Raw genomic sequence first — 13389 nt, forward strand, 5'->3', positions numbered from 1 at the left:
GGTTAGTTCAACGCCCGCCTGCGGAAAGCGTGCCCCCCATCCCGGTAGCGAGATCGGAGGGCCGAACCCTGACTACTAAACAAAAAAGCCTGTCGACTTTGTCGACAGGCTGAAGGGGCTGGGACAAAACCCATCTCTTGAATGAAAAAGCCGGTGAAATTTTACGACAAGTAAAATTTCACCGGCTTTGATTCATTTTGCATTAAAATAAGGACATCTTCTGATAAAATTAAGTTACCATACAAAATATAATCAGAAAGAAGTGTCCTTATGTTTAAGAATTATAACATGAATCAATTAGTTTTGCCTTTAGATTTAGAAGTGAAATTACAAACGAACGATATTGCCTTTCATATCCATCATTTAGTTGAAAGTATTCCTAATGAAGCGTTTAATCTGTTTCTACGAAACGAGGGCTGCCCAGCTTATCATCCGCGTATGATGCTTAAAATTATCTTATGTGCCTACTCTCAATCTGTCTTCTCAGGGCGGAAGATTGAAGCATTATTAACCGATAGTATTCGTATGATGTGGCTCGCTCAAGGATATAAACCAAGCTATCGTACAATCAATCGCTTCCGAGTAGAACCAGAAGTAAAAGAATTAATCCGTCAATGTTTTGTTCAATTCCGCTGCCAATTAGTCGAAGAAAAGCATATCGACCAAGAAGCGATTTTTATTGATGGAACAAAGATTGAAGCGAATGCGAATAAATTTACGTTTGTCTGGAAGAAGTCGGTCGAGAACTACCATCAAGGCGTCATTGAAAAGTCCAACCAAATTTACAACGAACTTCTCGAAAAAGAAATCATGCCAGAAATCGAACGTGAAAGTGAAGAACAAGTCACACTTGAAGAACTAGCCCACATGGTTCAAAAAGTAGAGGATGTGATTTCCGACTATGACCAAAAGATTGAAGCATCAGCGGATGTGACTGAACGAAAAGAATTAAGAAGTGAACGGAAATACCCAAAACAGGTCCGTAAACAGTTAATGGATTTCATCGTACGTAAACAGAAATACCAACGAGACCTTGAAATCTTTGGTACACGTAACAGTTATTCAAAAAGTGATCCTGATGCGACGTTTATGCGTATGAAAGATGACTATATGAAAAACGGTCAATTGAAAGCTGGGTATAATGCACAGATCGCAACAGAAGGTCAATACACACTTGCCTATAGTATATTTTCGAATCCAACAGATACACGTACACTCATTCCTTTTCTAGATGAGATCGAACAGCGTTATTTCGAGTTACCGAAACACATTGTCGCAGACGCCGGTTATGGGTGTGAACAAAACTTTCACGATATCCTCTCCAACAGAAAACGAGAAGCTCTTATTACCTATAACATGTATTTGAAGGAACAAAAGAAAACATACAAACAAAACCAATTTAATTCCCACAACTGGCAGTATGATGGAGGTACAGACACCTATACTTGCCCTAACCAGAAACGTCTTGAATTTCAATATCATTCAGTCCGTAGTGACCGAACAGGCTTCCAACGGAAGTTTAAAATCTATGAGTGCAAAGACTGTTCGGGATGCCCATTCCGTTCATCATGTACAAAAGCAAAAGAAGGCAATCATCGAAAACTAATGGTGAATGAAAAATGGGAACAGCAAAAAGAATATGTACGAGCGAAGCTTTCAGAAGAGAAAACGAGTGCCATTTATCGAAAACGCAAAATCGATGTGGAACCAGTTTTTGGATATTTGAAGGCTAATTTGCGTTTCACTCGATTTTCTGTACGAGGGAAATCGAAGGTAGAAAACGAAATGGGTCTGGCGTTAATGGCAGTGAATTTAAGAAAGTACACGGCCCAACAGCTAAGATAATAGAAGAATTTACAGGCAAAATAGAGAAAGGTGAATTTGAGCGTGCTCAAATTCACCTTTTTCATTACTTAAAGCTAGTTTTGTCCCAGCCTCTTTGCTTTTAAACGAAGTAATTTCGAATCTGAATGTCAAAAGAGTTAATCTTCCTCTTCATCATTGTCATTTCGATTATTGTTCCCTCTGTTTCCGTTATTGGAATTGTTGTTGCTATTGGCGTTAGCATTTTCATTTTGCCGTTCATTAGAGGACCTGTTGCTCTCTTCCTGATCCTCTTCTTCGTCCTCTTCCTCTTCAATTATTTCTGGAACATAGTCTTTTCCTTCAGCGATCGTCGAGCGTGCTGACTCGCGTCCAGCTGTGTCAATCGCAGTGACATAGTAGGAATTTGAATTTCCTCTAATTGAATAAGTGGTTGTTTCATTCCCGACTATGGTTGCGATAGGTTCAAAGTTTGTTGTTCCGTTCGTTGCACGGTATACACGGTAGCCGATAATATCATTGTCTGAGTGAACAGACCATCGTAACTCGTCTCCGTTAATTCGAACGTTTTCTACATCTCGAGGGATACGCCCATTATTTGGTGCTTCATCACCTAGTACAATATTTCGCATCGAATCAGGTAAATATTGCCCGATATTATCAATATCCCAAAAACTATCAGATAGCTTTATTCCTTTTTCTGTGAATTCCGATGGTGTTGAATCTAATGCGATATAATTTTTGCCACTAATTGTTACATAACGGGTGCTTTCAAGACTACCATCCTCTTCAGAAGGGAGAAATTGTGCGTTAAATAAATCAGTCGTCACATATCCTGCTTCTTGGCATGCTGTAGAAGGAAGCATCCCTGTTAAGCTACAAATGGAACGACTCACAATACCACTCGGAGCTTCAAACCGATTGCTAGGCGCTAGTAAATCAGGGTCAACTGAATAAGCTGCATTAGCTAGGTTTGCCCATACTTGTTGTGTTTTAGGTCCAGAACGACCTTCGATCACATGTTGATCATCATATCCGATCCAAACACTCATCGTGACGTTTGGGTTAGAAGCAACAAACCAAGAATCTCGGTCCTCACCAGAAGTACCTGTCTTCCCTGCCCAGTCGGCTGAAAACGATAGTCGACTTGGTAACGATGAAGCGGTACCGACTCCACGTAATACGTCTCTCATCATATCAATCATCAAATAAGACGTTTGCGGTGTGAAGACCTCTCGCGTTTCAGGTTCATGTTCATAGACTAATTCACCATCAGCCGTTTCAATTCGTTCAATCATATAAGATTCGACATATGTCCCACCGTTTGCGAATGTTGCATAAGCATTCGTATTCTGTTCTACTGTTACATCATTCGTGCCGAGTGTAGATGATTCGTAAGGTGCATCTGCTGGTAAGAAGAATCCTAAGTCTAGTAACGTTTGTCGCTTTTGTTCAAAAGGCACCATTCGATAAGCTCGAACGGCTGGCACATTTCGTGATCGTGCTACCGATTCCCTTACAGAGAGGAGACCTAAATGCTGACGGTCAAAGTTACGTATTTCTTGACCATCTGGGTAGTGATCTCTCGTGTCAGGAATCACAATTCCTGGTTGAACAGCACCAATTTCAAGAGCAGGTGCATAAGCGACTAATGGTTTCATCGTAGATGCGTTCGGTCTATATGCTTGCGTCGCACGATTATAATGATCGTCACTACCCTCTGTTCGACCACCGACAAAGCCTTTAATCGCTCCTGTACTGTTTTCAAGTAAGACAGCCCCGACTTGCTCAGGCTTTCCCCCTTTATTTGGACCAAATAAACCGTCATTTTGAATCGAATCTTGCATCGATAAATAAATATCTTTGTCAACGGTTGTATGAATACGATAACCGTTTCCTCGAAGGTCTCGTGATGCTATTTCCTGATAACGCTGTCTCATTTCAAGCTGCTCTTCTTGATCTAATTCTGATAGGTCAACGCCATCTTCCTCCATCTGTTGTTTGGATAGAACATCAATCGCTCTTCGGAGTACTTCATACGTCAAATATGGATACTCTTCAATAGGTGAAGGTGTAAAATCAGCGAAACTCTTTTCAAAATCATATGCTAATGCTTCAGCACGTTCTTCTTCCGTAATATATCCAGCTTCGTACATTCTAGATAGGACTGTACTCATTCTGTTTATACTAGGATCAATGCTATCCTTTATCGATCCATCATTGCGAAACGGTGTATAGCCAAACGGACTTTGTGGCAAACCAGCAATATATGCAGCCTGTGGGATTGATAACTCCGAAGCATCGACGCCAAAAATACCTTGAGCTGCTGCTTGAATACCTGCGATTTGCCGACCAGATGCGTTACGACCAAACGGAACGATATTTAAATAGGCTTCTAAAATTTCGTCCTTCTCCAAGTAATTCTCCAAGCGCATCGCAAATAAAATTTCGGTTGCTTTACGGTCAAAGGATACTTCATTTGTTAATATTTGATTTTTAATTAATTGCTGTGTAAGCGTACTTCCTCCTGTTTGTAGGGAGGAATTAGCAACTTCTTGAAACATCGCACGCATGATTGCTTTAGGAACGATGCCTTCGTGTTCATAGAAGTATTCATCTTCTGTTGCGATAATAGCTTGAATAACATATTCAGAAACGTCTTCTAAACTAACCTCATGTCTTTCAATATCTGAAGGTAATTCACCTAAATAGACATCGTTAGCAAAGAAAACTTGGCTCGTTTCTTCATAGTCATAGACGGCTGTTCGCATTTCATCTTCAGAAAGAAGAGGTTCGTCTTTTACAAGTGAGACGAAATAACCAGCAGCAGCTCCACCAGCAAAAAAGATCAACATGCATATTAAGACTAGAAAAATAAGAAATAAATTCCAAAAGACTTGATACGTAATTCCGATTGTCCGAAATAACGTTCGTTGATGTAGGACCTTGGAGAAACCTCTTACCTTTTCTAAGAAAGTTGAGTTTTCTTTTTCCATGTTTTTTACCTCCTAAATTCATGATATATTATAGCACAAGCCGTCGAGTGACGATATGAAATGTTCGATTTTGTCTCATTCATCTTGACATCGATGTGAAGGTTATGATAAAAATGGATCATCCAAATAAATAGTGATGATAGCGTTGAACGGTCTTAGTAATCCAAACTTCCCTGGAGATAGAGAGCTGATGGTTGGTGGGAATCAGTACAAAAGTCTTGGATGAATTACAGCCTGGAGCTTTCTTTGTGAACAAAGAACGGTTTTTGCCGTTATGAAAATGAAGTGGCTATACGTAGCAAAAAGTGTAGCAACAAGGGTGGTAACGCGAGGACCTCGTCCCTTTTTTAGGGGGTGGGGTCTTTTTTGTGTCAAATTTTAAAGGAGCTGATTGTATGGAAAAGGAAGTTACATTAACAAATGAACAAAAAGCTGAAGTGGAGCGCCAATTAGCTTATTTACAGCGTGGAGTTGTTGAGATTGTCCCAGAAGAGGACTTTCGAAAAAAAATTGAAAAGTCGGTGACATCAGGAAAACCTTTGAAAATCAAGCTTGGTATGGATCCCTCTGCACCTGATGTTCATATTGGACATACTGTCGTCTTACATAAATTACGACAGTTTCAAGAGCTTGGTCATGAAATTCAAATGTTAATTGGTGATTTCACAGGACGAATCGGGGATCCAACTGGAAAGTCTGAAACGAGAAAGCAATTAACAGATGAAGAAGTGAAGAGAAATGCCCAAACATATGTGGAACAGTACGGCAAAATTTTAGATATGGATAAGGCTAAGCTTTACTACAATTCTGAATGGTTGAAGCCGCTCACTTTTGAGGATGTTGTTCGATTAGCAGGTCATATGACTGTAGCGAGAATGCTTGAGCGTGATGACTTTGAAAAACGGTATAAGTCAGGTCAAGCGATTTCCGTGCACGAATTCTTCTACCCACTCATGCAAGGATATGATTCAGTAGCATTAGAGTCAGATATAGAGGTAGGGGGAACAGATCAGAAGTTTAACCTATTAATGGGGCGTCATTTACAGGATGCATACGGAAAAGAAAAGCAAGTGGCTCTAACGTTACCATTAATTGAAGGCTTAGATGGCGAACGAAAAATGTCCAAGTCATTAGGGAATTATATTGGTATTGATGAAAGCCCAAATGAAATGTTCGGAAAATCGATGTCCATCCCAGATGAATTAATGGTTAAGTACTATAGGCTTGCGACTGATCTTCCAATGGAAGAACTTGAATCATTAGAAAAAGGGTTAGAGGAAGGTTCGATTCATCCTCGAGATGCGAAGATGAACCTAGGAGCTAAGCTTGTTGAAATGTATCATAGCAAAGAGTCTGCACAGCAAGCAAAGGAGTACTTCCAAACGGTCTTCCAAAAACGTTCATTGCCAACTGATATCCCAGAAGTGAAGTGGGAAGGCGAATCCCCGATTTGGATTGTTGAATTATTAGTTGAATTGAAGATGATGCCATCTAAAGGTGAAGCGAGACGAATGATTCAAAATGGTGGTGTGAAGATCAATGAAGAAAAAGTTAGCGATGTCCAGCTACAAGTGGAACTAGAGGACGGCCTTGTCATTCAAGTTGGGAAAAGGAAGTTTGTTAAGATCATGAAGTAAATAGGTGAAAAGTGCTTGAAGGAGTCAAACTTCCTTCAAGCATTTTTTATGCAGAATAAGAATGTATAAATGTCGTAGAAGAGGGATGCAAAGGTTACGCGCTCTATGCGGTTCCTCCTTCCTCTATTTCCCCCCTCATTCCCTGTTTCATGTCGTTACGGCTCCTCATTCCGCTATTTAAGCTAAATGAGTTCCAAAGGAGCCATAAAAGCCAATATAGGGGAATGAGACCTACATTTTATTCTCAGGAAGCGTTTTTCTTCTTATTTAGAGGAATGAGGATTACCTTTGTTGGTTGCAAAAGCTGTCGTCTACGTTTGATACACGTATTTACGAACTAAACCCTATTAACAGCTAGACACAACCCTTTAAAGAATAAGAAAGTATAAAATTCGAGGCAGGCAGTGTGAGAAGAACCGAAGAAGCTGTCGGGGAAATTCAATGAAGAGCGTTGGCTTCGCTCGTTACGCGTTTTTCTGAAAGAACCCCACTTTCATAAAAACTTGAACCCGTTGTAACGGCTCCACACAACGCTAATAAGAAAATACCGCTACCGCGGTTTTTTTTATGTAAATGATGCGATTCCTCTTTCGGAAAATTCATGAATGATTTCTGCCATCTCCTTCGGTGTTTGATCCATTCCATTTTTCAACCACTGCTGAATGACTCTAATACTTCCATTGACCATGAACAGACTAATATATTCTGCAATGTGAGGGGGGATGTTATTATATGTTACCCATTGATCAATCGCACAATCTTGAGCGATATGTATGACTTCATTTTGGAACGAAGGGCTGCCGTGTTCACTGAATAATGTTTGGCAGCTATTACTATGCTCAGCGATATATTCTAACAGTTTGATCGTGACCGCCAATGAATCTTCTTCATTTGTATATGTGTAGCTTGTTAATGTTCCCTTAATATCTTGAATAATTTCTTCTTCTAATTGCTGGAGCAGGTCATAAAGATCTGTGTAATGAGCATAGAAGGTAGAACGGTTTATGTCAGCGATATGACAAATTTCTTTCACAGAAATCATGTTGATCGGCTTGTCTTGTAATAATTCAATGAGACTATTCTTTAATACCATACGTGTGTATTGCTTTCTGCGATCAAGTTTTTCACTCATTTTCAATCACCTCTTTCTTTATAAACAACAAGAAAATGCTTACATGTTGGATATTGAACGTCTTTTAATAAACTGTATGTTGATTAATCAACACAGTGTTATTATAATTTGGTGGTGAGGTTAAAGCAAGGGGGAATCAGCTTGGATCGAATAGCAGACCTGATTATTACATATCGAAAACGAATCGTTACGAGTTTTCTTATCATTACGCTTGTTTGTGCGATTGCGCAATTTTTTGTATCTGTCAATTACAATATGGCTGATTACTTACCTGATGATGCTCCATCGACAACGGCAATAGACATCATGAATGAAGAGTTTGATGGAGCAGTTCCGAATGCCCGAGTATTAATAAATGATGTAACGATTCAAGAAGCTTTAGTATATAAAGACCACCTAGAGGAGATTGACGGAGTTTCAAATGTGATGTGGTTAGATGATGTCATTGATTTGAAAATACCGATTGAAATCATCGATGAGAATGTTGTTGAATCTTATTATTTGAATGATCGTGCTCTTATGACCCTTCGTATTCAAGAAGGCGAAGAAGTGAGAATTACGAACGAGATTTACGAATTAATTGGTGAAAAGAATGCGATGGAAGGGGAAGCGGTTGATACAGCTGTTTCTCAGCAAATGGCAGGATCAGAATCGTTATATGCAGCATTATTATTAGTTCCTATTATTATATTGATCCTCGTTGTTTCAACGAATTCATGGATAGAGCCTGTCTTTTTTCTTACGGCTATTGGTGTATCTGTTTTGATTAATTTAGGTACGAATCTATTCATCGGAGAGGTTTCATTTATTACACAGTCTGTTAGTCCAATCTTACAGCTTGCCGTTTCATTAGATTATGCGATCTTTCTGTTACATCGATTCTCTGATTATCGTGAACGCAACTACGAACCAGTAGAAGCAATGAAGCTCGCGATCCAAAAGGCGTTTCCTGCTATTTCAGCGAGTGCAGCAACGACCTTCTTTGGGTTTATTGCTTTAACATTTATGAGCTTTGAAATTGGCGCTGATCTTGGTTTTAATTTGGTGAAAGGAATAGCGCTTAGCTTCATTAGTGTGATCGTATTTTTACCAGCCCTCACTTTGTGTTTCTATAAGTGGATTGATCGTACGCAGCATAAGCCTTTCATTCGTCCATTTCGTAATATTGGGTCAGGTGTCATGAAAGCACGATTTCCTGTTCTTATTCTTGTTCTACTAATGATGGTACCGGCGTTCTTAGCACAAAATAATACGGTTTTCACATATGGATTAGGGGAGCAGCCTGAATCGACTAGAGCGGGAAGTGATTCACGTGAAATACAAGAAGCGTTTGGTGAATTAACACAAATGGTTTTGCTCGTTCCAAGTCATGAGATGGTAAGAGAAGTGGAGCTCATTCAAGAGTTAGATGAAATACATGAAATCAAAAGTGTCATCTCTTATTCTGAAGCTGTTAGCTCGGTCATTCCACCAGAATATTTGGATGAATCGATAACTGATGAATTCTTTTCAGAAAATTATAGTCGAATTATTATTAATAAAGAAACGGCTGCAGAAGGTGATCTTGCCTTTTCAATTGTAGAAGAAGTACAAGAGAAGGCCGAACAGTATTACGGTGAAGATGTACTTATTCTGGGGGAAAGTGTGACGTTATATGATATGAAACAGATCACCTCTAAAGACAATACAGTCGTTAATCTCATGACAGTCTTAGCGATTGCAATTGTCTTATTCGTTACATTCCGATCGATTTCATTTCCAGTTGTCTTGATCTTAACGATTCAAGCAGCTGTTTGGATTAACTTGTCTGTCCCTTATTTTTCGAATATGACATTAGATTATTTAGGCTACTTAATTGTTAGTACCGTGCAACTAGCTGCTACTGTTGATTATGCGATTTTGTTAACAGAAGGTTACAAAGAGAATCGGAAACAGCATTCAGCTATGGAAGCCATTAAGAAAACATTAAATGAAAAAACGTTCTCGATTTCTATTTCAGCAGCGATTTTATCGAGTGTTGGGTTTATTTTGTGGATTACGTCTTCTAATCCGATCGTTGGTTCAATCGGATTGTTACTAGGGCGAGGAGCTTTATTAGCATTTCTACTAGTTGTGTTCTTTTTACCGGCTATTCTAGTCATATTTGATAAAATCATTGAAAAAACAACGTGGAAAGCAAATTTTATGAAGGAGAATGAATAATGAGACGAAAGCGATGGGTAGCGATTCTGTTAGTAGTTATACTTATGCTGTTTCCTTTCCTTAGCTATGCTGATATAGGAGAGGACGAACAATCTGATCATTCTACTAGTGTCCATGCTAGTGGAACTGGTGTGAGTAATGGAAAAGACGAGGTTATTTATGCAAATTTAAATGCTACAGGTATGCTGGAGAACGTGTATGTGGTCAATATTTTTGATGTGATAGAGGCTGGGGTCATTCATGATTACGGCAATTATGAACGTGTCAAGAATTTAACGGATCTATCCGACCTTTCATTTAAGGATCAAAAGGTTGAATTCACTGCAGACGAAGGTTCATTTTATTATCAAGGGTACTTACAAGATACACCGCTACCATGGAATGTGTCGGTTTCTTATTTGTTAAACGGGGAATCTGTTACAGCTGATCAGCTTGCAGGTGGAGAGGGAGAGCTTCGTATTCAAATTGAAACATCAGCGAATGAGCAGGTTGATTCGCTTTTCTATGAAAATTATTTGCTGCAAGTAACTATTACGTTTGATTCTGACTTAGCAAAGGTAACTGAAGCGGAAGGAGCAACAGTCGCAAATGCTGGGAAAAATCAGCAATTAACGTTTACGGTTATGCCAGAGCAAGATGCTGATTTAACGGTGATGGCAGATGTAAACGATTTTGAAATGGATGGCATTGAAATCGCTGCGATTCCACCATCGATGGCGATTGATGTTCCTGATAATGAACTAACGGATGAAATGAGAACATTATCTGATGCGATTGAAGAATTAAATAACGGTGTCGCTGATCTAAGAGCGGGTGCAAGTGAATTACATGAAGGCACAACTAGCTTAGAAGACGGCTCTTCTCAATTTCATGGTGGTATAAATGAAGTGTCCGAAGCATCTGATGATCTGTTAGAGGCATCAGCGACGATTCATTCATCGCTCCAACAAATTAGTCGTGCTCTAAATGAGTCTTCCTTTGATGGTGATTTGGATGGAGTGACTGAGTTGTCTGAAGGTTTAAAGCAAATAGGAGAAGGGTTAGATGAAGGTGCAGAAGGATTAACGCAATTACATGAAAATTACCAACGTATCCTGGCAACTTTAGATGAAGTGATTAGTGAGATTCCAGATCATGCTATTTCTGAGGAAGATATTGCTAAGCTATATGAGAGTGGAGCCGATGTGGAGGTTGTAACTAAGTTAGTTGAGAGTTACTCTGCTTCGTTAACGGTCAAAGGCACATATCATGCTGTTAACGAAGGATTACGAGCAGTGGACGACAACCTTCCATTGATGTCTAGTTCATTAACGGAGATGGCGACGGCGTTGACCACTATTTCAAACGGGCTGTCTAGCTCACTCTCCGATTTTGAGCAATTGGAAGCATTAGATGAATTAGTGACCGGGCTGAATGAGATGGCAAGTCAATATGGTGAATTCCATAATGGACTCGTAAGCTATATGGATGGAATTGGCGAGCTAGCTCATTCTTATAGTGACCTGCATGAAGGAATAGGGGAGCTAGCTGATGGAACAGCAGAATTTGAACGTGGCGTTCGTGAGCTTGAAGAGGGAACAGAAGAGCTATATGAAGCGACAAGTGACCTCCCTGAGCAAATGGAAGATGAAATCAATGAAATGATTGGCGAATATGACAAATCAGACTTAGACGTTGTCTCTTTCGTCTCAGAACAAAATGAACATGTCGACTCTGTCCAATTTATCATGCAAACAGCGTCTATTTCTTTAGAAGAAGAGGAGCTAGTTGAAGAAGAAGAGCAGGAGGAAGGGTTTTGGAGTAGGTTCATTCGTTTATTTGTATCATAATGTCTTTCCTGATGAAGAGTTGGGATACAGGCGACGTGTTCCTTTCTAAACGTAGACGATTAATAATCTATAAAAAAGAAAAAGCTTTGAAATGTTGATATAACAACGATTTCAAGGCTTTTGTCTTTTTTTCTAAAGAAGATTAGAGAGATGTCAAAAAAGAAACGATTTATCGTTATTTTTACTCCAATATAAATACTTTGTCTCCATCTACATAACCACCTCTTAAATGGTAATCATAATTAATATCATCAGGATCAAAATCAAGGACATATGGATCTTCAATATCTTTTTCTTCTAGCGTTATCGTATAGTATCGAATATCTATATAATCCCTTAAGTGAATATCCGAAGGGCTTAGGTAGTCTTTATCTCCAATGGTCAAAAACGTTCGATAACGTGTTATTTCGATGTATTGAGTAGCTTTATCTTCATGTAAGAAAGCGAGTCAATAGATGTCATCCCGCATATCTATGTTGCTTGTGTCCTCGAAATTATTTATTTTTAATTTCTTTAAGTAATTGTATTATTTGTTCATTTTGTTCGTGTATAGACTTTACCTTCTTTTCTATAGTATTAGAAGTGATAAACAAAACTATAAAAATCCCTAAAAGTACTAAAAATTCCATGAACATTACTCCTTTATCCAATTATAAATACTTGATATAAACTATTTTAAAAAGCCCATGGTCCTCAGTGTAAACTGAAGTTACCACACAACTCTTACACGGCGGTTTATCATGAGCTACTCGCATCTTACCACGTTTGAACGTGGACGACTAGAAGCTCTTCAAAAGCTAGGCTGGTCTACTAGACAAATGGAGAAACAACTAAATCGTCACCATTCAACTATTGCTCGAGAATTGAAACGAAACAGCATAAAAAAATATGCTAGTGAAGTGGCTTAAGAAATGTATGTAGAGCGCCGTAAAGACTGTAAATCAAAGGGGAAATGAGCCGAGTTTTTTGAAGAAAAACTTCAATTAACATGGTCTTTAGAACAGTTTATTGGCTGTTTTATCCGAACAAAATCTATCGTTTAAAATCATTTATCGTGGGTTCTATCTTATGTAATTGCTATTCCGGCGTTAATTATTTTTTCCGGTCTTACTTTGTGATGGAGAAATATGAATGGTTTGTTGGCTTGTAAGGCTGCTCTTTAAGCACATTCGAGAACGTCGTCTTTTTTATGAAGTAAAATTTCTCCTTTTGTCGAATACTAAGATCATATCGAAAAAGGAGGTTTTACAATGGGGTTATTTGGTGGTAAATCTGAAGAAGGTAAACAATCAAAGCAAGATAAACAAATTGCAAAATTTATGGACAAATATCAACTTGAAGATCTTGATGAGAAGGATTTAGCTGTATTAAGTAGAGTTGCCAATGATCTTGCCGGTAACGGATTATTTAAGGCTGGTATGGCTCTCAGTTTTGCCAAGGCTGAGGAACAAGCAAAAGTCACTTACTTATCAGCCATAGTTGAACAAAATTGGATGATGATTCGACAATTGAGCCGACTTAATAAAAACATTGAAGAGTTGAAAAATAAATAGAGTGTAATAGTAAAGTAGAAAAAGGGGCTGTATCAAAAGGTCATTTTTTATGACCTTTTGATACAGCCCCGACTGACCCACGTAATCTGTTCGTTTTTGCAGGTTACCGCAAATCGTTACGGGAGAATGCCTTATTTTACAAAGCTAGAAATAAACAAGACCCTAGAAACCTTGATATATCAAGGTTTTCTAGGGTCTGAAATTAGTTAAAAAATA

8 protein-coding genes, 2 pseudogenes and 1 other annotated feature are annotated in these 13389 nt (G+C 38.8%); of the genes and pseudogenes, 6 read left to right on the top strand and 4 right to left on the bottom strand.

Annotated elements, in window-relative coordinates; all coding sequences use genetic code 11:
• Positions 1-270: 270 nt before the first annotated feature.
• Positions 271-1833: pseudogene (locus tag JCM9152_RS20025) on the top strand (IS1182 family transposase); the annotation flags it as partial.
• Positions 1834-1982: 149 nt separating this feature from the next.
• On the opposite strand, the gene JCM9152_RS20030 reads toward JCM9152_RS20025, so the two are convergent.
• Positions 1983-4820: a transglycosylase domain-containing protein gene (locus JCM9152_RS20030; RefSeq protein WP_035347381.1), complete on the bottom strand. Its 2838-nt coding sequence runs from the start codon at positions 4818-4820 to the stop codon at positions 1983-1985.
• A gap of 136 nt (positions 4821-4956) precedes the next feature.
• Positions 4957-5167: a binding site (T-box leader), on the top strand.
• 48 nt (positions 5168-5215) lie between these two features.
• On the opposite strand from JCM9152_RS20030, the gene tyrS reads away from it, so the two are divergent.
• Positions 5216-6457: a tyrosine--tRNA ligase gene (gene tyrS / locus JCM9152_RS20035; RefSeq protein WP_035347384.1), complete on the top strand. Its 1242-nt coding sequence runs from the start codon at positions 5216-5218 to the stop codon at positions 6455-6457.
• Positions 6458-7022: 565 nt separating this feature from the next.
• Here tyrS and JCM9152_RS20040 read toward each other — a convergent pair.
• Positions 7023-7589 carry a TetR/AcrR family transcriptional regulator gene (locus JCM9152_RS20040; protein ID WP_035347386.1) on the bottom strand — a complete coding sequence of 189 codons (567 nt, stop codon included), beginning with the start codon at positions 7587-7589 and terminating at the stop codon, positions 7023-7025.
• A gap of 141 nt (positions 7590-7730) precedes the next feature.
• Between JCM9152_RS20040 and JCM9152_RS20045 the strand changes: the two genes are divergently transcribed.
• On the top strand, positions 7731-9791 hold the full coding sequence (locus JCM9152_RS20045; RefSeq protein WP_035347387.1) for an efflux RND transporter permease subunit: 2061 nt from the start codon (positions 7731-7733) through the stop codon (positions 9789-9791).
• Positions 9791-11620: a coiled-coil domain-containing protein gene (locus JCM9152_RS20050; RefSeq protein WP_035347389.1), complete on the top strand. Its 1830-nt coding sequence runs from the start codon at positions 9791-9793 to the stop codon at positions 11618-11620. Before JCM9152_RS20045 ends, JCM9152_RS20050 begins: the two co-directional genes overlap by 1 nt.
• A gap of 181 nt (positions 11621-11801) precedes the next feature.
• Here JCM9152_RS20050 and JCM9152_RS20055 read toward each other — a convergent pair whose 3' ends face one another.
• Together JCM9152_RS20055 and JCM9152_RS23820 are read right to left on the bottom strand one after the other, a co-directional pair.
• On the bottom strand, positions 11802-12005 hold the full coding sequence (locus JCM9152_RS20055; protein ID WP_035347391.1) for a hypothetical protein: 204 nt from the start codon (positions 12003-12005) through the stop codon (positions 11802-11804).
• A gap of 109 nt (positions 12006-12114) precedes the next feature.
• On the bottom strand, positions 12115-12249 hold the full coding sequence (locus JCM9152_RS23820; RefSeq protein ID WP_268870765.1) for a hypothetical protein: 135 nt from the start codon (positions 12247-12249) through the stop codon (positions 12115-12117).
• Between the two features lie 111 nt (positions 12250-12360).
• Between JCM9152_RS23820 and JCM9152_RS22495 the strand changes: the two are divergent.
• A pseudogene (locus JCM9152_RS22495) lies at positions 12361-12688 on the top strand (transposase); the annotation flags it as partial.
• Between the two features lie 182 nt (positions 12689-12870).
• Positions 12871-13173: a hypothetical protein gene (locus JCM9152_RS20060; RefSeq protein WP_035347393.1), complete on the top strand. Its 303-nt coding sequence runs from the start codon at positions 12871-12873 to the stop codon at positions 13171-13173.
• Positions 13174-13389 lie beyond the last annotated feature (216 nt).

The sequence above is a fragment of the Halalkalibacter hemicellulosilyticusJCM 9152 genome (assembly GCF_000513115.1).
Taxonomy (GTDB): domain Bacteria; phylum Bacillota; class Bacilli; order Bacillales; family Bacillaceae_D; genus Halalkalibacter; species Halalkalibacter hemicellulosilyticus.